Source organism: Actinokineospora auranticolor, assembly GCF_041897805.1.
In the GTDB taxonomy this organism is placed as follows: domain Bacteria; phylum Actinomycetota; class Actinomycetes; order Mycobacteriales; family Pseudonocardiaceae; genus Actinokineospora; species Actinokineospora auranticolor.
Map to the genome: position 1 here is coordinate 7,091,306 of NZ_CP154825.1, position 20,450 is coordinate 7,111,755.

A 20,450-nucleotide genomic window follows, 5' to 3' on the forward strand; every position below is an offset into this window, starting at 1 on the left:
CACCCCGGTGGGGTACCGCCCTCGGCAGGGACTTCGTCAGAGCTTCTTCGACGGGTCCTCGGTCGCCTGGTGCTGGCCGACCTCGTTCGGGCCCGCTTCCAACTGGGCGTGCTCGCCGTGCTGGGCCGCGCGGGCGCGGGCCAGGGCGGCGGTCTCCTCCGGCGGGTCCGGCGTCAGCCACGAACCCTGCACCGGCGCACCCGCCGAGCCGAGCTTGTTCATCTTCTTCGGCACCGGCGCGCCCTGGTACTCCAGGGGGATCGGGTGGCCGTGGTCGTCCACCGGGCCCAGCGGCTGGTGGATCTCGATGAACTCGCCGTGCGGGAGGCGCTTGATGATGCCGGTCTCGACACCGTGCTCCAGCACCTCGCGGTCCGAGCGCTGCAGGCCCAGGCAGATCCGGTAGGTGATGAAGTACGCGATCGGCGGCAGCACCAGCAGGCCGATGCGGCCCATCCAGGTCGTCGCGTTGAGGGAGATGAAGAACTTCTCCGCCAGCACGTCGTTGGCCGCCGAGAGCAGCGACACCATGAAGTACGTGATCGCCATGACGCCGAGGCTGGTGCGGACCGGCACGTCGCGCGGCCGCTGCAGCAGGTTGTGGTGCGCGTCGTCCTTGGTGAACTTCCGCTCGATCCACGGGTACACCGCCGCGATGCCGCCGAGCAGCGGCAGGCCGAGCATGAACGGGAAGAACGCCGCCGGGATCGTGTAGTTCCCGAGGTAGACCTCCCACGCGGGCCACAGCCGGATCAGACCGTCGGTCCAGCCCATGTACCAGTCGGGCACCGTGCCCGCCGAGATGTGCGCGGCGTTGAACGGCCCGAAGTTCCAGATCGGGTTGATCTGGAAGAGCCCGCCCAGCGCGGCGCAGACGCCGACGACGACGGCCATGAACGCGCCGCCCTTGACCGCGAAGACCGGCATGATGCGGACGCCGACGACGTTGGTCTCCTTGCGCCGCACGCCCGGGAACTGGGTGTGCTTCTGGTACCAGACCAGCGCGAGGTGGACGCCGATGAGCGCGAGCAGGATGCCCGGCAGCAGCAGGATGTGCACGGTGTAGAGCCGCGGCACGATGTCCTCACCGGGGAACTCGCTGCCGAAGAGCAGCCAGTGCACCCAGGTGCCGAGCACCGGGATCGACAGGATCAGGCCGGACATGATCCGCAGGCCCGCGCCGGAGAGCAGGTCGTCGGGCAGCGAGTAGCCCGCGAAGCCCTCGGTGGCGCCGATCAGGAACAGGTTGACGCCGATGACCCAGTTGACCTCGCGCGGGCGGCGGAACGCGCCGGTGAAGAACACGCGGAACATGTGGGTGACGATCGACGCCATGAACAGCAGCGCCGCCCAGTGGTGCATCTGCCTGGCGAACAGGCCGCCGCGCACGTCGAAGGTGATGATCAGCGTGGACTCGTAGGCCCGCGACATCTCCAGGCCGCGCAGGTTGTTGAACGACCCCTGGTAGACGACCTCCTGCATGGAGGGGTCGAAGAACAGCGCCAGGTACGTACCCGTGAGCAGCAGGACGATGAAGCTGTACAGCGCGATCTCACCGAGCAGGAACGACCAGTGCGTCGGGAAGACCTTGTTCAGCTGTTTGCGCAGGCCACCGGCCGGGTGGAAGCGGTCGTCGGCCCACTTCGCCGCGCCGCCCGCCGCGCGGGTGGCCAGGTTGTTGGGCTTGGTGGGAGTTGTGATTGCGCTCATGACTTGCGCTCCCAGAAGGCGGGTCCGACCGGCTCGATGAAATCGCTCCGTGCGTAAAAGTAACCCGTTTCCTCATCGACCGCGATGGGAAGCTGGGCCAGCTTGCGCGTGGCCGGACCGAAGATGGGCTTGGCGTACTCCAGCGCGTTGAACTGCGACTGGTGGCACGGGCAGAGGATCCGGTTGGTCCGCTGCTCGTAGAGCGAGGTCGGGCACCCCAGGTGGCTGCAGATCTTCGTGTACGCGTAGTAGTCGCCGAAGTTGAAGTCCTCCTGGCCCTGGTGCTTGACCACGCGGCGGGCGTCCTCGGGACGCAGCCGGATGATCATCACCGGGTTGTCGGAGCGCTTGAGCGCCTTCGACAGGGCCTCGTGGTCCTTGCGCTCGGTCTCGCGGAACGGGAACACCGTCTCCATGCCGCCCGCGTCCAGGTCGGCGGGGCCGACCAGCGCGACCTCCTCCGGGTCACCGGTGTCGCGGCGCAGGAAGACCTTCTCGCCCTCGTGCTTGGGCTTCCAGCCGGTGTGCCAGAGGGAGTTCTCGGTGTCGCTCTGCGCCCACGGGTCGCGGACCAGGCCACCCAGGGCGAACACCCCGATGCCCAGGCCCATCGCCCCGGCGCCGAGGCCCGCGGTGCGCTTGATCAGCGAGCGGCGGGCGATCGTGCTGCGGACCCCCGCGTCGGCCAGGTGGGCCAGGATGGTCGCCTTGTCCAGTTCGGCGGAGCCGCCGTCGTGGCGCTGCTGGACCGACACCTCGTGCGGGATGAACTTCTTGGTGTAGAGCAGCGCGCCGACGCCGACCGACAGCACCGACAGGCCGAGCGTGGCGCCCAGCAGCGGGGTGTACAGGGAGTACATGAAGTACCCGTCCGTGTCCGGCGCGGTGTAGGCCGACGGCCAGAACAGGAACACGCCCGCGAACGCCAGGCCCGACGCCGCCGCGATGAGGAACCAGAGCGCGACCAGGCGCTCGGCCCGCTTCTCCGCGCGGGTGCCCTTGACCGGCCACGGGTCCGGGTACTCGACGATGTCGACCTCGTCGAGCTTGCCGCCCAGGCGGACCAGGTCCTCCCTGGACATCGCCGCGAGCTCCTCGTCCGAGGGCAGCTCCGGGGGGTTGGTGGAACTCATGCTTTCGCCCCAATCCAGAGGGTCACGCCGACCAGGGCGGCGATACCCACGATGAATGCGATCAGACCCTCGGACTGCGGCCCGAGCCCACCGATCGGGTTGCCGCCGGGGTTGTTGTTGCCGTCGGTCACCGACTTGACGTAGGCGACGATGTCCTTCTTCTCCTCCGGCGTGAGCTGCCGGTCGGAGAACTTCGGCATGTTCTGCGGACCGGTCAGCATCGCCGCGTAGATCTCGGTCTCGGTGACCCCGTCCAGCTTCGGCGCGTACTTGCCGGAGGACAGGGCACCGCCGCGGCCGGTGAAGTTGTGGCAGGAGGCGCAGTTGAGCCGGAACAGCTGGCCGCCGCGCGCCGGGTTGTCGCCGACGAGCGCCTTGCCCTGCTCCTCGGGCAGCTCCACGCCGCCGCCCTTGGACTGCACGAACGCGCTGATCGCGTCGATCTCCTCGGGGCTGAGCTTGGCGGGCTTGCGCTCGATCTGGGCTTCCTGGCGGACCGCGGGCATCCGGCCCGTCGAGGTCTGGAAGTAGGTCGACGCCTCGCCGACACCGATCAGGCTGGGGCCGCGGTCCTGCACGCCCTCGAGGTTCGCGCCGTGGCAGCTGATGCAGGTGTTGTTGTAGACCTGCTCGCCCTTGCGCAGCAGCGCCGGGTCGCCCTCGGCCTGCGCCACCGGCGGGGTCGGGGCCAGGGCGGAGTACGCGAAGCCCACCGACAGCAGGGCGAAGCCGATGGCCAGCAGCCCGGCGACCCGCCTGCGGAGCTTGCTGCGGCGCGGGGATTTGTTGTTCATTGCAACGGCAACCCTTGCTGTCGGTTCGGGCCCGGCGTGGCTGGTGGTGGCGGGCGGTGGTTCGGGCGTGTCGCTCATGGGACCAGGTAGATGACCGCGAACAGGCCGATCCAGACCACGTCGACGAAGTGCCAGTAGTACGAGACCACGATCGCGGAGGTGGCCTGGGCCGGGGTGAACTTGCTCAGCTTGGTGCGGATGAGCAGGTAGACGAACGCGATGAGGCCGCCGATGACGTGCAGGCCGTGGAAGCCGGTGGTGAGGAAGAAGACCGTGCCGAACGGCCCGGACGGGATCGTCACGCCCTCGTTCACCAGGTTGTAGTACTCGTAGGCCTGACCGCCGACGAAGATCGCGCCCATGATCAGCGTCAGGATGTACCAGCGGCGCAGGCCGAACACGTCACCGCGCTCGGCGGCGAAGACGCCGAGCTGGCAGGTGAACGAGGAGGCCACCAGGATGATGGTGAAGGGCAGCGCGTAGGGGACGTCCAGGTGGACCTGCTCCCCGCCCTCGAGCGGCGGCGGCCACACACCCGTGCTGTTCTGCGCCTTGACGGTGAAGAACATGGCGAAGAGCCCGGCGAAGAACATCAGCTCGCTGGACAACCACACGATGGTGCCGACGCTGACCATGTTCGGCCGGTTCAGCGAGTGCACACGCTGGCCAATGGAGGGCGCTGCTGCAGTCACGGGTCGCATTATGTCTTGCGGGTACACGGCTCGCCCGGTCGGGTCGTGAGTAGACCGCGTCGTGTCGCGGGGGTGTCCGGAAAGGCGGCTACGTGGGGTTTCTCGGTGCGCTGCGAGCTCGGGTTCGTACGCTGTTCACCTCGACGAAGGGGCCCGGCGTCACCGTCGACTCCCCCGGTTTGGGGGTGGTGGCCCGCTCCTTCGACGACACGGAGGCCGCGTCCGCCGCGCTCACCCGGGCGAGTGAGTTCCGGGCGGCCGAGACCGCGGTCCTGCGGCACCATTTGATCTTGCCACAGGACCGGGTCGCGGAGGCGGCCGCGGTGGTCGCCCAGGACGGTTACGCACTCCGGGAAATCGGCCCGCACCAGGGCGATCAGGTGCTCGCGCACGCGCTGCGGGCCGAGCTGGTGACGGCGCTGGGCTGCGCGCGGGAACGGTCCCGAATGGCCGGTCTGGCGCAGCGGTTGGGCGGGGACGCGCTCGGGTGGGACGTGTTGCAGACGGGTGGACGTGAGACCGATAACATCAACCCGCCGGACCGGCCGTGACGCGCTCGCGACCGGCCAGGGAGCCCCACCTGCCCGAACGCTTCCGACCAAAGGATGTGGCATGACCACTGCACCGCTGAAAGTCCTGGTCTTCAGCCACCGGCCCGAGGTGCGGGAGACGATCATCACAGCGGTCGGCCGCAGGCCCGCGGCGGACATCGGCCGGGTCGCCTTCGTGGAGGTCGCCACCGTCGCCGAGGTGCTGATGGCGATGGACGCGGGCGGCATCGACCTGGCCATCCTCGACGGCGAGGCGCAGCCGACCGGCGGCATGGGCCTGTGCAGGCAGGTCAAGAACGAGATCACCGACTGCCCGCCGGTGGTGGTCGCGGTGCGCCGCAAGGACGACCGCTGGCTGGCCACCTGGTCGCAGGCGGACGCGGTGCTGGTGCACCCGCTGGACCCGCTGACCGCGGCCGAGACCGTGGCCGACGTGCTGCGCACGAAGCGGCTGCCGTTAGTGCGGGGCTGAGCCGATGACCGGAGAACGCACCTGGAAGGGCCTGCTCAACCAGCTGGTCTCGGGTGAGGACCTCGGCGCCGGGGACACGTTCTGGGCCATGAACGAGATCATGTCCGGCGCCGCGACCCCCGCGCAGATCGCCGCGTTCGCGGTGGCGCTGCGCGCCAAGGGCGAGACGCCGCAGGAGATCGCGGGTCTGGCCGAGGGCATGATGGCCAACGCCCGGCGCGTGTCGCTGGACGACGTGCGCGCGGTGGACGTCGTCGGCACCGGCGGCGACCAGGCGCACACGGTGAACATCTCCAGCATGAGCGCGATCGTCACGGCGGCGGCGGGCGCGGCGGTGGTCAAGCACGGCAACCGCGCGGCGTCGTCCAAGTGCGGCACGGCGGACGTGCTGGAGGAACTCGGCGTCGCCATCGAGCTGTCACCCGAAGGAGTGGCCACCTGCGTGCGCGAGGTGGGCATCGGCTTCTGCTTCGCGCCCGCGTTCCACCCGGCGTTCCGGCACGCGGGCCCCGTGCGCGCCCAGATCGGCATCCCCACGGCGTTCAACGTGCTGGGGCCGCTGACGAACCCGGCGCAGCCGGGCGCGGGCCTGGTGGGCTGCGCGAACCTGAAGCTGGCACCGACGGTGGCGGCCGTGTTCGCCGCGCGCGGCACGAGCGCCTTGGTCGTCCGCGGCGACGACAACCTGGACGAAATCACCACAACGACCACAACAAGTGCCTGGGTCGCCAGCAACGGCGAAGTACGCGAAGACCGCGTCGACCCGTCGCGGCTGGGGATCGCGCCCGCGCGCCCGGAAGACCTGCGCGGCGGCGACGCGCCGTACAACGCCCAGGTGGTGCGGGATCTGCTGACGGGCAAGCCGGGCCCGGTCCGGGACGCGGTGATCCTCAACTCAGCGGGCGCCATCGCCGCCCACCGAGGCCTGACCGACGACCTCCACGCCGACCTGGCCCAGGGCCTGTCCCGAGCGGCGGAGTCCATCGATTCCGGCGCGGCGGCGGCTTTGCTGGACCGCTGGATCACCCGCTCCCAGGAACTGGCGGGCTGACTCCCGGTCCACAGTGGCCTCTACCCCGCCCACCCCACCCCAGACCGACCCGCTTTTGCCCTCCCCCGAGCCCCAACAAACGGCCCCCGCCCTCCTCTGGGGGCCCTATGGGGTTGTCAAGCCGCAGCCGGAGCGGAAACAGGCTCGGGTGGCCGGTGGTGGGTCGTGGTGTGGAGCGTGGCGAACAGGACGTCGCAGCGGCGGCGGGGCCGGGCGGATGAGGGCGGCGTTGTGCTTGTGGCCTTCGGCTCTCGTGTGGTCGTGGTAGGTCCGGCTGGTGGCCAGGGCGGCGAACGCGGCGGGGAAGAAGGCTCGTGTGAGTGTGTGGTTGCCGGTGCGGGCGGGGGTGTTCGCCTGTGGTGGAGGACCGGGAGCTGCGGGTGAGCGGGGCGATCCCGGCGTAGGCGGCCAGGTGTGCGGAGGAGGCGAGGTTGGTGGCGTCGCCGATCTCCGGCAGGATGCGGCGGCGGTCCTGACCCCGATGCCGGGCATTGACGTCAAGACCCCGGCGAGAGGGTGCGCATCGAGTATCCCCTCGACCTGGGCGGCGACCTGTTCGCGCTGCGCGAGCACGGTGTTCAGGCTGTCGGCCACGCGGGGCGGCACGGTGTCCGCTGCCGCAGTGCCCGCAACGATGACCACCTGTTCGTCCAGAGCTGTCAGGATCGCAGTGACGAGCTTGTCGCCCACGCGGAGCGCGTGCGTGGCGGCGACCGCTGTGAGCTTGCGGCGGCCCGCTGTGGCGATGCCGGTCGGGCCGCCGCAACGGGAGAGGATCTCCAGCACCGCCGGGTGAGCGATCGTCGGGCCGATGGCGCGTTCGAGAGCGGGGTGGACGCCGGATCATGCGTTCGACTGGGAGCGTCAGTCATTCCGGACCTGGCGACCACAACTCCTTGATCAGGAGCTGCGAAGAAGGTAACGGGGACAGCCCTGCTCCAGTTTATCGGGGGTGGGGTGGTGGGAGCGGGGTGGCGATTTCCTGTGGATGGGTCCAGGGCATGTGGACAACTCGTGATCAAGGCGAAATCCGCGGGCGGGGCGCGCGAGACCGGTGCAGATGACGGATGCGCTGCTCGGCGTGCCTGCGCGGACCAGCCAGTCGATGGGCGAGTCCGGAGAGATTGAGCCCGTATCGCGGTGGATGTGCGGGCCTCGGTGGTAGGTGGGGCGACCGTCCGGGTTCGGATGGGTGGGGTATTCGGAAGCCAACCGCCCACTGCGGTCAGGATCAGCACAACCGCGATGACCAGCCGCGTGGCGGAGGTAGCTCGGGGCCGTAGCTACCAGGCCGAACAGGTGGCGGCGGGTGCGGCTCAGCAGACGAGCAAGGGTGAATCCGAAAAGGACCGAATCCGCACACCTCTGCTGATGTGAACGTCTCATTCACAGTTGGGGCACCAGCCCGAGCTCAGGGGGTGCGGATGTCCACAGAAGGATCAGCAATACCGCGATGACCAGGACCTGGAACGCCATCGCGAAGCCCGCTGACGCACCGCCCAGCAGCTCCCCGCGTCGGTGACGAGTGGCGGCGGATGCCGCGGCACAGCCCGTAGACGGGCGAGTCAGGAATGACTGGGGCCTCCCGCCTCGGCGGACGTGCAGGCCCCGAGCCCAGCCCGACCTCGGCGGTGACGTATCTGAAGGCCGGCCACCACCGCGGTCAGGATCAGCACCACCGCGATGACCAGCAGCCACACCTGCAAACCATCGAGAGGCCAGGGCAACCGGTCAGTAGCTCAAACCGAACGGGTGGCGGTGGATGCGCGGCCGAAGTGCCCGCGGGTGAGTGGTCCCGAAAGGACTGAAGGCCCCGCGCGCGGTGCGTGCGGGGCCTTCAGGTCTCGAAAGCGTCAGTCCGAGTTGGGGCGGGTGTGGTACTCGAAGACCAGGCCGCCCACCGCGGTCAGGATCAGCACGATCGCGATGACCAGCAGCCACACCTGCCAGAACGCCATGGCGAAGCCCGCCAGGGCCGCCGAGGCGGCCAGGGCGACCGGCCAGTAGCTGCCCGGGCTGAAGAAGCCCAGTTCGCCCGCGCCGTCGCTGATCTCGGCGTCCGGGTTGTCCTCGGGGCGCTGCTCCAGCCGCCGGGCGACGAAGTGCAGGTAGGAGCCCACGATGAGGGACAGGCCACCGGAGAGGATCAGCGCTACGGTGCCGACCGGTTCCTTGGCCCACACGCCGTAGACGATCGCCGACAGGAAGAAGAAGCCGGTCGTGACGTCGAAGAGCCTGGCTTCGACCTTCATGCTGCTGTCCTCGCAATCACAGTGGACTGACCCGCTACTTGGTCGCGGTGCGCGCGGTGCGGTCGGTGTTGAACGGCTTCGTGGTGACCGCGGTCGGGGTGCACAGCTCGCCGCAGTTCAGCTCGGTCAGCGCCTCGGCGGTGGTGAACGGCTTGCCGGTGGCGGGGTTCACCTGCTGGCGCAGCTTGAGGTACTTGTCGAACAGCTCCGGGGTGACCGCGCGGACCTCGAAGTTCATCGCCGAGTGGTAGGTGCCGCACAGCTCGGCGCAGCGGCCGACGAAGGACCCGGTCTTGTCGATGACGTTCTGGAAGTCCGAGTCCTGGTTGTTCTTCTCCGGGTGCGGGAAGACGTCGCGCTTGAACAGGAACTCGGGGACCCAGAACGAGTGGATGACGTCGCGGGAGACCAGGTTGTACTGCACGGTCTTGCCCGTCGGCAGGACCAGGATCGGGATCTCCGCGGAGCTGCCGATGGTGCGCACCGTCTCGTCGCCGGGGGCGGCGGGCTTGGTGGCGGTGCCGCCGGCATCCTTGTAGCCGACGTAGTCGAACTCCCAGTTCCACTGGAACGCGCGCACGGTGACCGTGACGTCGGGGTCCGGCTTCTGCGCCTGGATGTAGTTCTGCGTGGTGGCGGTGAAGTAGAACAGCACGACCACGATCACGACCGGGATGCCGGTGTAGATCCACTCCAGGAAGTGGTTGTACTGGAACTGCTTGGGCAGCGTCTCCCCGCGCTTGCGGTGCGCCACGACCGGCCACAGGATGAGCGCCCAGGTGATGACACCGATGATCAGCGCCGCGACGACGGACCAGGTCCAGAACTCGCGCATCCGGTCGGCCTGCGGGGTGACGCCCTCCGGCCAACCGAAGCGCAGCACCTCGTCGGTGGAGCAGCCGGTGGCGCCGAACGCGACCAGGGTGACCAGGGCGGCTACCTTGCCGCGCCGGGCCACCGGCGAACGGTGTCCGGCGGCCTTGGGTGTGCCCACTGCGCGCTCCTTCTCGAGGCGGTACTTCAACCCACTAATCCAACGCTGTTTCACTGCCCCCGCACCGGGTCCGCACCACCGCTGGGCAGCGACGATCCCCGCTCTGGGAGAGCACTGCGCAGCCTAGCCGAGCGATCGGGGCCACACCGCCTGAGGGGTGATCGGATGTCGGTCACACCCTGGGGAACACTGGCACCGTCCCCCGTCCGGGCAACCGGGAACGGCATACTGACGTCTTCCCCGCCAGATACACCCCGGCTCGACACGAGAGGTGCGCGAGAAGCGTGTGCGGTCTGCTTGGCCTGGTCTGCCCTTCGGAAATGGACGCCACCGCGGCGCGGTCGGCGGTCGGCGCGGCGATGCGCTGCCAGCGCCACCGCGGCCCCGACGAGAGCGGCACCTGGACCGGCGGTGAGGTCGTCTTCGGCTTCAACCGGCTGTCCATGATCGACATCGAGCACTCCCACCAGCCGCTGCTGTGGGGGCCGCCGGAGGCGCCGCAGCGTTACACGCTGCTGTTCAACGGCGAGATCTACAACTACCTGGAGCTGCGCGCCGAGCTGACCGACCGGAACGGCGCGCGGTTCTACACCGACGGCGACTCCGAGACGATCGTCGCGGCGTACCACTACTGGGGCGAGGCCGCAGTCACCCGGCTGCGCGGCATGTTCGCGTTCCTGATCTGGGACTCGCACACCTCCACGCTCTTCGGCGCGCGCGACCCGTTCGGCATCAAGCCGCTGTTCTACGCGGCGGGCCCGGGTGGTGTGGCGTTCTCCAGCGAGAAGAAGTCGGTGCTGGAGCTGGCCCCCCTGCTGGGGGTCCGCCAGGAGCTGGACCGGCGCTCGCTGCAGTACTACCTGACGCTGCAGTACGTCCCCGAACCGGCGACGATGCACACCACCGTGCACCGGATCGAGTCCGGGCACAGCTTCACGCTGTCACCGGGCGAGGAGCCGGTGGTGAAGCGGTACTGGACGCCGCGGTTCGACCCGCGCCCGGTGCGCGGACCGGCCGACGCGGAGAGCCTGTACCAGCGGATCGCGGACGCGATGAGCGAGTCGGTCCGGATGCACATGCGCGCGGACGTGACCGTCGGGTCGTTCCTGTCCGGCGGCATCGACTCGACCGCGATCGCGGCGCTGGCCCGCGAGCACAACCCGGACCTGGTCACCTTCACCACCGGTTTCGAGCGGCAGGGCTACTCCGAGGTGGACGTGGCCGCCGAGTCGGCGGCGGCGATCGGGGTCAAGCACGTGGTCCGCACGGTGTCGGCGCGGGAGATGATGGACGCGCTGCCGCTGATCGTCTGGTACCTCGACGACCCGGTGGCCGACCCGGCGCTGGTGCCGCTGTGGTTCATCGCCCGCGAGGCGCGCAAGCACGTCAAGGTGGTGCTCTCCGGTGAGGGCGCGGACGAGCTGTTCTGCGGGTACACGATCTACCGCGAGCCGCTGTCGCTGGCGCCGTTCGAGCGGGTGCCGGGGTCGCTGCGCCGGTTCATGGGCAAGGTGTCGACGAAGATCCCGGAGGGCACCCGCGGCAAGGACCTGCTGCGCCGGGGCTCGTTGAGCCTGGAGGAGCGCTACTACGGCAACGCGCGCATCTTCCGCGACGACCAGCTGCGCGGCGTGCTGCGCACCTTCGACCCGGGCATCAGCCACCGCGACATCACCGCCCCGCACTACCGCGAGTCGGTGTCGCTGGACCCGGTGACCCGCATGCAGCACGTCGACCTGTTCACCTGGCTGCGCGGCGACATCCTGGTCAAGGCCGACAAGGTGACCATGGCGAACTCGCTGGAGCTGCGGGTGCCGTTCCTGGACCCGGAGGTCTTCCGGGTGGCGGCGCAGATCCCGCTGGAGCAGAAGATCACCAAGGAGACCACCAAGTACGCGCTGCGCCAGGCGCTGCGCCGGGTGGTGCCCGCGCACGTGCTCAACCGCCGCAAGCTGGGCTTCCCGGTGCCGATCCGGCTGTGGCTGCGCGAGGAGATGTACGAGTGGGCGCGGGGCATCGTGATGGCCTCGCAGACCGACGCGCTGATCGACAAGAACGCGGTGATGCGGCTGCTCGAGGAGCACAAGGCCGGGACGCTGGACCACAGCAGGCGGATCTGGGCGCTGCTGGTGTTCATGCTCTGGCACGGCATCTTCATCGAGCGGCGGATCACGCCGGTGGTGCCGGAGCCGCACTACCCGGTGAAGCTGTAAGACTCGGCGTCAAGCCCGGTGGGGGTCACCCCACCGGGCTTTTCTTATGCGCTGAGTCGGTTCTCGGCCGGTTCGGCGCTGGCCAGCAGCTCGGTCAGCGGGAGCGCCACGGCCTCGGCGATAGCGGCGACGGTGAAGAAGGCGGGGGTCGGCACGCGCCCGCGCTCGATCTTGCGCAGCGTCTCGACGGAGATCCCGGCGGCGGCGGCCACCTCGACCATGGAGCGGTCGCCGCGGGCGGCGCGCAGCGCCTCGCCCAGCAGGGCACCCCGGAGGCGGTCGTCTTGGCTCAGCGGCGGTCGCACCATGCGCCCATGCTAGCGCGGGATAGATATACCGTTATAGTTATCCCATGATTGAGTTGAAGACGCCCGGCGAGATCGACGCCATGCGGGTGGCCGGGCACGTGGTGGCGACGGCGTTGGCCGAGGTGCGCTCGGCGGCGGCGGTCGGGGTCCGGGCGACGGACCTCGACGAGGTCGCGCGGGACGTGCTGGACCGGTTCGGGGCCAAGTCGTCGTTCCTGGGGTACCTGCCGGGGTTCGCGCCGACGCCGTTCCCGGCGGTGCTGTGCGTGTCGGTGAACGACGCGATCGTGCACGGGATCCCGGGCCGGACGCGGTTGCGGGACGGGGACCTGGTCAGCGTCGACTTCGGGGCGCACGTGGACGGGTGGCACGGGGACGCGGCGGTGTCGTTCGTGGTGGGGGCGGCGGACCCGGCGGACCTGCGGCTGATCGCGACGGCGGAGGAGTCGTTGGCGGCGGGGATCGCGTGCGCGGTGCCCGGCGCGCGGATGGGGGACATCGGGCACGCGATCGGGGCGGTGGCCCGCGGGGCCGGGTACGGGATGGTGACGGATTTCGGGGGGCACGGGATCGGGCGGGCCATGCACGAGTCGCCGTCGGTTTACAACGAGGGGACGGCGGGGCGGGGGATGCGGTTGCGGGTGGGGCTGGTGATCGCGATCGAGCCGATGCTGATGGGGGGCGGGGACGAGTACGTGACCGATGGGGATGGGTGGACCATGCGGACCGTGGATGGGGAGCGGGCGGCGCACGTGGAGCACACGGTGGCGATCACGGAAGATGGGCCGCGGCTTCTGACAGCGCTCTGACCTGGTGTTTCGCTCGGGCTGTGGGTCTGGGAGTTGTCCACAGGCTTGATCGTCTTCGGCCGGTCTTGTCGGTCTGCTTGGCTAGAATTGGTATTGGGGGCCGGAGGCGTGCGTTGATCATCTTTGTGCTGCGGGGGTGCCGGTTGGAGCCGTGGCTGGGTTGATCGGTCCGGCTGTTCGCGGAAAAGATGCGCGGCCTCGATTGAGTGAACTTGCTTTGCGCGGGGCCCCTACGGACCTGCGGTGGGGAAGAGCGGTGGGAATGGGCAAGCCCACCCCACCCGCCGGGAAGCTTGGCAGGTCCGTCCCCCACGCAAAGCAAGCCCACCCAATCAAGGCGTATGACGGGGGCGCGTTGCGTTCTGCGGGGGCTGGGATCTTGTGGCGGTTTCCGGGGTGGAAGGGCGCGACAAGGCTTGGCGGGAGAGGGCCGGGCCTGTTCGGGGAACAAGCCCGGCTTTCCCAGGTCAGCCGGGGAGGATGGCGCCGATCTCGGTGCCCGCGTCCGCACCGTAGGCGTCGGCCAGGCGGGTGATGGCGTCCTGCTTGTCGAAGGTCCACTCCTGGGGGCCGTCGACCTCCAGGACCAGGACCGCGATCAGCGAACCCAGCTGGGCGCACCGCTCGACGGGCAGGTCCTGGGTGAGGCCCGCGAGGAAGCCCGCGCGGAAGCCGTCGCCGACGCCGGTGGGGTCTACCTTGGCCTTCTCCGGGACGGCGCCGATGTGCAGGGAGGTGCCCTCCTTGTCGACGATCTCCGCGCCCTTCTCGCCCAGGGTGGTGATGCGGAGGCCGACGCGCTCCATGACCTCCTTCTCCGACCAGCCCGTCTTGCGGCAGAGGAGTTCCCACTCGTAGTCGTTGCTGAACAGGTAGTTCGCGCCGGTCACGAACTCGCGGATCTGCTCGCCGGTCATCCTGGCCAGCTGCTGCGACGGGTCGACCGCGAACGCGTAGCCGCGCTGCCTGCTCTCCTGGGCGTGGCGGAGCATGCCCTCGGGGTCGTTGGGGCTGATCAGCACCAGGTCGAGGCCGCCGACCCGCTCGGCGACCGGGGCCAGCTCGATGAGCCGGGCCTCGGACATGGCACCCGCGTAGAACGACGCGATCTGGCACATGTCGTCGTCGGTGGTGCAGACGAAGCGAGCCGTGCTCGCGGTCTCGGAGACGTGCACGCCCGCGCAGTCGACGCCGTGGCGCTCCAGCCAGGAGCGGTAGTCGGCGAAGTCGGCGCCGACGGCGCCGACCAGGACCGGGGCGCGGCCGAGGACGCCGAGGCCGAAGGCGATGTTGGCGCCGTTGCCGCCCCGGCGGACGATCAGGTCGTCGACCAGGAAGCTGAGGGAGACGCGGTGGAGCTGCTCGGCGACGAGTTGTTCGGCGAACCTGCCCGGGAAGTGCATCAGGTGGTCTGTGGCGATGCTTCCGGTGACGGCAACGGGCACGGTGGCCCTCCCCTGTCTGTCGGCCCGGCGACGCCGGGGGTGACGTCGGGCACGGGCTCGGCGCGGTCATGGCATGGCGGACCCGACCACCCGTTCGGGTGGCCCCAGGTCTCTGTTGAACCCTACCGCCAGGTACCCCTGGGAAGTCCCGCGTCGAGCGCATAGCGTCCGACCAATGAAGCCCCAGGAACCGGACAACCTCGACGAACTGATCGCCGACTGCGCGGACATCCCGCCGGTGCTCACCGAGCGCAAGCCGGTGCTGCCCGCGCCCCGCCCCGCGACCAGGTGGGTCGTCGACGACGCGGCGGTCGCCCAGGTGGCGGGGATCGACGAGTTCGTCTGATCGTCAAGGCACGACGAAGGGCCACGGCGGAAGATCCGCCGTGGCCCTTTGCCTGAATGCCACTGGTCAGCGCCGCCCACCTCCGTACCCACCGGGCCTGGTGGCCGTCAGCTCGCCAGGTCGGGAACGATGCCGGGTGGGGATGAGGGGGTGGGTGGCGGGAGAAGGTGTCTCAGTGGAAGGAGTCGCCGCAGGCGCAGGAGCCGCCCGCGTTCGGGTTGTCGATCGTGAAGCCCTGCTTCTCGATGGTGTCGACGAAGTCGATGGTGGCGCCCTGCACGTAGGGGGCGCTCATCCGGTCCACGGCGACCTTCAGGCCGTCGAAGTCGCGGAACAGGTCGCCGTCGAGGGTGCGCTCGTCGAAGAAGAGCTGGTAGCGCAGGCCCGCGCAGCCGCCCGGCTGCACGGCGATGCGCAGGTGCATGTCGTCGCGGCCCTCCTGCTCGAGCAGGGCCTTGGCCTTGACAGCCGCGGCGGCGGACAGCTCCACACCGTGGGTTGCCGCCTCGGTGCCGGATTCCTGAGCGGTCGTCATCGCGTTCTCCCCTGGAAGGTCCTACTCGGGCACGTACCCCGGCACAACACGGAGCGCGCGGGATTTGTTCCGTACCCCTCCCATGGTTGCACAGGTACCGCCGGTCACGGCAGGCCGTGCGCTCAAGCCCACTGCCGGGCGACGTGTTCGGCCAGGTCGGCGAGGGTCCCGGCGGGGTCGGCGACGGCCTTCTCGACCGACCCGACGTACTCGGCGACGGCGTGCGCCTCCGACACCCCGACCGAACCCGCCTGCCTGCGGCCGACCGACACCTGCCCGGCCAGCACCACGCAGGGCACGCCGTGCTCGGCCGCGGCGGCGGCCACCCCGGTGACCAGCTTGCCGCGCAGGGACTGCCAGTCGAAGCTGCCCTCGCCGGTCACCACCAGGTCGGCGCGGGCCACGGCCTCGTCGAGGCCGGTCGCGGCGCGCACCAGGGTGGCGCCGGACACCACGCCCGCGCCCAGCGCGAGCAGGCCGAAGCCGAGGCCGCCCGCGGCGCCCGCGCCCGGGTCGGCGCGGGGGTCGCGGCCGTACCGGGTGGCGACCTCGTCGGCCCAGGCGGCCAGCCGGGTCTCCAGGCGCTCGACGGCGGCCGGGTCGGCGCCCTTCTGCGGGCCGAAGACCGCGGCGGCGCCGTGCGTGCCGAGCAGGGGGTTCGCCACGTCCGTCGCGGCGATGAGCCGGGGTAGCGACTGCCCGTCGAGCACGGCGAGCGCGCCCGCGCCACCGTCGGTGGTCGCCGAGCCGCCCAGGCCGACCACGACGGTCTCGGCGCCCGTGTCCCTGGCGGCCAGGACCAGCTCGCCGACGCCGCGCGTGGTGGCCGACTCGCAGGTCGCGGCGCGCCGGTCGGGTGGGACCAGGTGCAGTCCCGCGGCCTCGGCGGTCTCCAGGTAGGCGGTGTCGTCGTGCAGCAGCCAGCGGGCCTCGACCGGGGTGCCGAGCGGACCGGTGACGGTGTCCGCGCGCAGGTCGCCGTCGAGTGCGGCGTGCAGGACGTCGACGAAGCCGGGGCCGCCGTCGGCGAGCGGGCAGCGGGTGAGCAGGGCGCGCGGGGCACCGCGCCGCCAGCCGGTGGCGATGGCGTCGGTGGCCTGCGCGGCGGTCAGCGTGCCGCCGAAGCAGTCGGGGGCGATAACGACTCGCACGGGCGCAGCGTAGCGACCGCCGGGCTTGTCCTACCCTTGTCGACGTGAGGTTCCTTCGCCGCAACTCAGCCGACAGCGCCGACGCCGACCAGGTGGCGGACGCTGCCGTCACCGTGGGTGACACCTCGACGAAGGGCCACACCCCGGGCAAGGGCAGGCCCACCCCGAAGCGCCGCGAGGCCGAGGGGCGCAAGCGCGGGCCCGTCCCGCCGCCGCCGAAGACCACCCGGGAGGCGATGCGCCGGGCCCGCGGCTCCAAGGAGGAGCGCGCGGTCCAGGCCGCCAAGCGCAAGGAGGACCGCGTCGAGCAGCGGCGCCGGATGAACGAGGGCGACGACCGCTACCTGATGCCGCGCGACCGCGGCCCGGTGAAGGCGTACGTGCGCGACCTGATCGACGCCAAGCGCAACTTCCTCGGCCTGTTCATGCCGCTGGCGGTCGTGGTGTTCGTGTCGCTGCTCGCCCAGTCGCCCCGGGTGCAGCAGTACGCGACGCTGTTCTGCCTGCTCATGCTGATCGTGATGGTCGTCGAGGCGATCTTCAACGGTCGTCGGATCAACCGGCGGGTGCGCGCGAAGTTCCCCAAGGAGAACTTCCGCCCGCTGTCGATCGGCTGGTACGCGTTCGTCCGCGCCACCCAGCTGCGCAAGCTGCGCGTCCCGAAGCCCCGGGTCTCCCCCGGTGACGTGGTCGGCTGACCACCCGCTGGAACCACCCGGGACATCCTTAGCCGCGCGAAGTACATTCGCGGCATGGAGTTCCGTCGCCTGGGCCGAAGCGGCCTCAACGTCAGTGAGATCTCGTACGGGAACTGGATCACGCACGGTTCGCAGGTCGAGGAGGAGGCCGCGCACGCGTGCGTGAAGGCCGCCCTCGACGCGGGCATCACGACCTTCGACACCGCCGACGTCTACGCCAACACCCGCGCCGAGGCCGTGCTCGGCCGCGCGCTGCGCGGCACCCGGCGGCAGTCGGTCGAGCTGGCGACCAAGGTGTTCTGGCCGACCGGCCCCGGCGGCCCCAACGACCGGGGGCTGGGCCGCAAGCACATCATCGAGTCGGCGCACGCGTCGCTGAAGCGGCTGGAGACCGACTACGTCGACCTCTACCAGGCGCACCGGTTCGACCGGACGGTGCCGCTGGAGGAGACCATGCTGGCCTTCGCCGACCTGGTGCGGCAGGGCAAGGTGCTCTACGTCGGGGTGTCCGAGTGGAACGCCGACCAGATCACCCGGGGCGCGGCGCTGGCCCGCGAGCTGAACATCCCGTTCATCTCGAACCAGCCGCAGTACTCGATGCTGTGGCGGGTCATCGAGGAGCAGGTGGTCCCGGCGTCCGAGCGCGAGGGGCTCTCGCAGATCGTGTGGTCGCCGATCGCGCAGGGCGTGCTGACCGGCAAGTACCTGCCGGGTGCCGAGCCGCCCGCGGGCTCGCGGGCGACCGACGAGGCCGGTGGCAAGAACATGATCTCCCGCTGGCTGCGCGACGACGTGCTGACCGCGGTGCAGCGGCTCAAGCCGCTGGCCGAGGAGGCCGGGCTCTCGCTGGCGCAGCTCGCGGTGGCGTGGGTGCTGCAGAACCCGAACGTGGCCTCGGCGATCATCGGCGCGACCCGGCCGGAGCAGGTCGAGGAGAACGCCAAGGCGGCCGGGGTGAAGCTGGACGACGACCTGCTCAAGGCGGTCGACGAGGCGCTGGAGGGTGTCGTCGAGCACGACCCCCGGTTGACCGTCACGCCCTGACCGGTCCATCGGGGAGAATGGCGCCGTGCCCATGTACGAGTTCCGCTGCCGCGAGTGCGGCGCCACCTTCACCGTCCAGCGGCCGATGAGCGACTCGGCCGCCCCCGCGTCGTGCCCGCAGGGGCACGACGACACCGTCCGGCTGCTGTCCGTGGCGGCTCTGGCGCGCGGCGCGAGCGGCCCCGAGCCGTCGTCGGGCGGCGGGTGCTGCGGCGGCGGTTGTTGCGGATAGCGCGGTCGCTCCCCGGGAACCCGGGCCCTGGCAGGCGAGATCCATCTCGTCAGCCGACTCCGCCCGAACTCACCCGGTCGTCCGCTCGCCCGGTCGGGAACGGTGCCGGGTGGGGAAGAGGGGGGAGAAATCAGACACAGTAATCGCGGAAGCCTTGGCCCGTCTTGCGGCCTAGACGGCCTGCGGTGACCAGGTGCTCCAACAGCGGCGCCGGGGCGTACCCGGCCTCGTGGAACTCGTCGTAGAGGGTCCGTTCGATGGCCAGCGAGACGTCGAGGCCGACCACGTCGAGCAGTTCGAACGGGCCCATCGGCAGGCCGCAGCCGACTTTCATCGCGGTGTCGATGTCGTCGGCCTCGGCGTAGTGCGCCTCGAGCATCTTCACCGCGTCGTTGAGGTACGGGAACAGCAGCGCGTTGACGATGAAGCCCGCGCGGTCGCCGCAGTGCACGGGGTGCTTGTCGACGCGCAGGCACAGCGCGCGGGCGGTGGCGACGACGTCGGGCGCGGTCGCGATGGTCTCGACGACCTCGACCAGCTTCATCACCGGGGCCGGGTTGAAGAAGTGCAGGCCGATGACGTCCCCGGGGCGGCTCGTGGCGGCCGCGCACTCGATGACCGGCAGGGACGACGTGGTGGTCGCCAGGACCGCGCCGGGTTTGACGATCTCGTCGAGCGCGCCGAAGACGGCCCGCTTGACCGCCAACTCCTCGGCCACGGCCTCGATGACGAGGTCGCAGTCGGCGAGTTCGGTGAACTCCACGGCCGGTGCGACGCGGGCGAGCACCGCGTCGCGGTCCGCTTCGGACAGCCGCCCCTTGGCCACCTGCCGGTCCAGCGACTCGCGGACCTTGCCGATCGCGGCGTCGGCCTTGTCGGCGCTCCTGGCCCGCAGGACGACGTCGAAGCCCTTGCGGGCGAACACCTCCACGATGCCGGTCGCCATCGTGCCGGTGCCGACGACGCCGACGCGCCGGACCTCGCGGGTCGCCGTGGCGGATTCCGCCGCGGCCACCGGGGTCTGCGCGTCGGGCACGACCGTGGGCGAGTCGGGGCCGTCGTAGGTGTAGAAGCCGCGCCCGCTCTTGCGGCCCAGCAGGCCCGCGGTGATCATCTGCTTGAGGACGGGTGTGGGGGCGTGCAGCCGGTTGCGCGACTGCGCGTACATCGTCTCCAGGATCTCGTAGGCGGTGTCGAGGCCGATGAGGTCGAGGAGGGCGAGCGGGCCCATGGGGTAGCCGCAGCCGAAGCGCATGGCGGCGTCGAGGTCCTCGCGGGTGGCGTAGCGCGACTCGTACATCGACACGGCGTGGTTGAGGTAGCCGAAGAGCAGCGCGTTGGCGATGAAGCCGGCGCGGTCGCCGATCACCACGGGTTCCTTGCCCAGCCGCCGGGTGAACTCGACGACGTCGGCGACCACGTCGGGCTCGGTGACCACGGTGCGCACGACCTCGGTCAGCCGCAGCACCGGGGCGGGGTTGAAGAAGTGCAGGCCGACGACCTTGCCGGGCCGTCCGGTGTGGACACTGATCCGGGTGATGGACAGCGAGGACGTGTTCGAGGCCAGGATGACCTCGGGGCGCACGATCCGGTCGAGTTCGGCGAAGACGCGGGCCTTGAGGTCGAGGGATTCCGGGATGGCCTCGACGACCAGGTCGGCGTCGGCGAGGCCGGAAAGCGCTGTGGTGTAGGAGATCCTGGCGAGCAGGTCGGCGCGGGCGCCTGCGTCGAGCTTGTCCTTGGCGACCGCGCGACCGGTGGAGTGCTCGATGTGCGCGCGACCGCGCCCGACGCCCGCCGCGTCGGCCTCGACGGCGATCACGGTGATGCCGGTGCGGGCCAGCACCTCCGCGATGCCGGCGCCCATCGTGCCGAGCCCGACCACGCCGACGGTGGAGATCTCCCGTGCCACAGCTGCCTCCCGGGACCGCGTCCGGCGATGCTACCTACCGGTAACATGTGCCGATGATGCCACGGCGATCCATGATCGAGACGTGAACCACGTCACTGCACCGGTTCC

The 20,450-nt window shown here is 70.4% G+C and carries 20 protein-coding genes and 1 pseudogene; 9 read left to right on the forward strand and 12 right to left on the reverse strand.

Going from position 1 to position 20,450, the window contains the following annotated elements:
• Positions 1 to 36: 36 nt before the first annotated feature.
• The 4 genes from V5P93_RS30770 to V5P93_RS30785 all read right to left on the reverse strand — a co-directional run bounded on the left by V5P93_RS30770 (position 37) and on the right by V5P93_RS30785 (position 4,338).
• Positions 37 to 1,710, reverse strand: a complete 1,674-nt coding sequence (locus tag V5P93_RS30770; RefSeq protein ID WP_104482137.1) for a cytochrome bc complex cytochrome b subunit — start codon at positions 1,708 to 1,710, stop codon at positions 37 to 39.
• Positions 1,707 to 2,843 carry a ubiquinol-cytochrome c reductase iron-sulfur subunit gene (locus V5P93_RS30775; protein ID WP_104482138.1) on the reverse strand — a complete coding sequence of 379 codons (1,137 nt, stop codon included), beginning with the start codon at positions 2,841 to 2,843 and terminating at the stop codon, positions 1,707 to 1,709. Before V5P93_RS30775 ends, V5P93_RS30770 begins: the two co-directional genes overlap by 4 nt.
• Positions 2,840 to 3,637, reverse strand: coding sequence for a cytochrome c (locus V5P93_RS30780; RefSeq protein ID WP_104482139.1), 798 nt, complete (start codon positions 3,635 to 3,637; stop codon positions 2,840 to 2,842). Before V5P93_RS30780 ends, V5P93_RS30775 begins: the two co-directional genes overlap by 4 nt.
• A 74-nt stretch (positions 3,638 to 3,711) precedes the next feature.
• Positions 3,712 to 4,338 (reverse strand): heme-copper oxidase subunit III, encoded by a 627-nt coding sequence (locus V5P93_RS30785; protein ID WP_104482140.1) that lies wholly within the window; start codon positions 4,336 to 4,338, stop codon positions 3,712 to 3,714.
• Between the two features lie 83 nt (positions 4,339 to 4,421).
• On the opposite strand from V5P93_RS30785, the gene V5P93_RS30790 reads away from it, so the two are divergent.
• From V5P93_RS30790 to trpD, 3 genes are all read left to right on the forward strand, one after another.
• On the forward strand, positions 4,422 to 4,880 hold the full coding sequence (locus tag V5P93_RS30790) for a hypothetical protein (RefSeq protein WP_342752314.1): 459 nt from the start codon (positions 4,422 to 4,424) through the stop codon (positions 4,878 to 4,880).
• A 61-nt stretch (positions 4,881 to 4,941) separates the two neighbouring features.
• Complete coding sequence (locus tag V5P93_RS30795; protein ID WP_104482141.1) at positions 4,942 to 5,352, forward strand: hypothetical protein; 411 nt, start codon at positions 4,942 to 4,944, stop codon at positions 5,350 to 5,352.
• A gap of 4 nt (positions 5,353 to 5,356) precedes the next feature.
• Positions 5,357 to 6,403, forward strand: coding sequence for an anthranilate phosphoribosyltransferase (gene trpD / locus V5P93_RS30800; RefSeq protein WP_104482142.1), 1,047 nt, complete (start codon positions 5,357 to 5,359; stop codon positions 6,401 to 6,403).
• 116 nt (positions 6,404 to 6,519) lie between these two features.
• On the opposite strand, the pseudogene V5P93_RS30805 reads toward trpD, so the two are convergent.
• The 3 genes and pseudogenes from V5P93_RS30805 to V5P93_RS30815 form a co-directional block, all read right to left on the reverse strand.
• Positions 6,520 to 7,246: pseudogene (locus V5P93_RS30805) on the reverse strand (transposase); the annotation flags it as partial.
• A 1,010-nt stretch (positions 7,247 to 8,256) separates the two neighbouring features.
• Positions 8,257 to 8,655: a cytochrome c oxidase subunit 4 gene (locus tag V5P93_RS30810; protein ID WP_104482143.1), complete on the reverse strand. Its 399-nt coding sequence runs from the start codon at positions 8,653 to 8,655 to the stop codon at positions 8,257 to 8,259.
• Between the two features lie 34 nt (positions 8,656 to 8,689).
• On the reverse strand, positions 8,690 to 9,649 hold the full coding sequence (locus V5P93_RS30815) for a cytochrome c oxidase subunit II (RefSeq protein ID WP_104482144.1): 960 nt from the start codon (positions 9,647 to 9,649) through the stop codon (positions 8,690 to 8,692).
• Between the two features lie 284 nt (positions 9,650 to 9,933).
• Here V5P93_RS30815 and asnB point away from each other — a divergent pair, with 284 nt between their 5' ends.
• Positions 9,934 to 11,862 (forward strand): asparagine synthase (glutamine-hydrolyzing), encoded by a 1,929-nt coding sequence (gene asnB, locus V5P93_RS30820; RefSeq protein ID WP_104482145.1) that lies wholly within the window; start codon positions 9,934 to 9,936, stop codon positions 11,860 to 11,862.
• Positions 11,863 to 11,906: 44 nt separating this feature from the next.
• On the opposite strand, the gene V5P93_RS30825 is transcribed toward asnB, so the two are convergent.
• The gene (locus tag V5P93_RS30825; RefSeq protein ID WP_104482146.1) at positions 11,907 to 12,170 is read right to left on the reverse strand and encodes a helix-turn-helix domain-containing protein; all 264 of its coding nucleotides are present in this window, start codon (positions 12,168 to 12,170) and stop codon (positions 11,907 to 11,909) included.
• Between the two features lie 44 nt (positions 12,171 to 12,214).
• Between V5P93_RS30825 and map the strand changes: the two genes are divergently transcribed.
• On the forward strand, positions 12,215 to 12,979 hold the full coding sequence (gene map, locus V5P93_RS30830; protein ID WP_104482147.1) for a type I methionyl aminopeptidase: 765 nt from the start codon (positions 12,215 to 12,217) through the stop codon (positions 12,977 to 12,979).
• 467 nt (positions 12,980 to 13,446) lie between these two features.
• Here map and V5P93_RS30835 read toward each other — a convergent pair whose 3' ends face one another.
• Complete coding sequence (locus V5P93_RS30835; RefSeq protein WP_104482184.1) at positions 13,447 to 14,382, reverse strand: carbohydrate kinase family protein; 936 nt, start codon at positions 14,380 to 14,382, stop codon at positions 13,447 to 13,449.
• 217 nt (positions 14,383 to 14,599) lie between these two features.
• Here V5P93_RS30835 and V5P93_RS30840 point away from each other — a divergent pair, with 217 nt between their 5' ends.
• The gene (locus tag V5P93_RS30840; RefSeq protein ID WP_181043793.1) at positions 14,600 to 14,770 is read left to right on the forward strand and encodes a hypothetical protein; all 171 of its coding nucleotides are present in this window, start codon (positions 14,600 to 14,602) and stop codon (positions 14,768 to 14,770) included.
• Between the two features lie 172 nt (positions 14,771 to 14,942).
• Here the strand turns inward: V5P93_RS30840 and V5P93_RS30845 are convergent, their stop codons facing one another.
• Both V5P93_RS30845 and V5P93_RS30850 read right to left on the reverse strand, forming a co-directional pair.
• Entirely contained in the window at positions 14,943 to 15,305 is a 363-nt protein-coding gene (locus V5P93_RS30845; protein WP_104482148.1) for an iron-sulfur cluster assembly accessory protein, read from the reverse strand.
• 122 nt (positions 15,306 to 15,427) lie between these two features.
• Positions 15,428 to 16,456: a glycerate kinase gene (locus tag V5P93_RS30850; RefSeq protein ID WP_104482149.1), complete on the reverse strand. Its 1,029-nt coding sequence runs from the start codon at positions 16,454 to 16,456 to the stop codon at positions 15,428 to 15,430.
• A 44-nt stretch (positions 16,457 to 16,500) separates the two neighbouring features.
• On the opposite strand from V5P93_RS30850, the gene V5P93_RS30855 reads away from it, so the two are divergent.
• Genes V5P93_RS30855 through V5P93_RS30865 form a run of 3 tightly spaced genes read left to right on the forward strand, consistent with a single transcriptional unit; the run spans position 16,501 to position 18,430 of the window.
• On the forward strand, positions 16,501 to 17,154 hold the full coding sequence (locus V5P93_RS30855; protein WP_104482150.1) for a DUF3043 domain-containing protein: 654 nt from the start codon (positions 16,501 to 16,503) through the stop codon (positions 17,152 to 17,154).
• A 54-nt stretch (positions 17,155 to 17,208) separates the two neighbouring features.
• On the forward strand, positions 17,209 to 18,198 hold the full coding sequence (locus tag V5P93_RS30860) for an aldo/keto reductase family protein (RefSeq protein ID WP_104482151.1): 990 nt from the start codon (positions 17,209 to 17,211) through the stop codon (positions 18,196 to 18,198).
• Between the two features lie 25 nt (positions 18,199 to 18,223).
• A complete protein-coding gene (locus V5P93_RS30865; RefSeq protein ID WP_104482152.1) occupies positions 18,224 to 18,430 on the forward strand; it encodes a zinc ribbon domain-containing protein in 207 nt (68 codons plus the stop codon).
• Between the two features lie 130 nt (positions 18,431 to 18,560).
• Here V5P93_RS30865 and V5P93_RS30870 read toward each other — a convergent pair whose 3' ends face one another.
• On the reverse strand, positions 18,561 to 20,342 hold the full coding sequence (locus V5P93_RS30870) for a 3-hydroxyacyl-CoA dehydrogenase family protein (protein WP_104482153.1): 1,782 nt from the start codon (positions 20,340 to 20,342) through the stop codon (positions 18,561 to 18,563).
• Positions 20,343 to 20,450 lie beyond the last annotated feature (108 nt).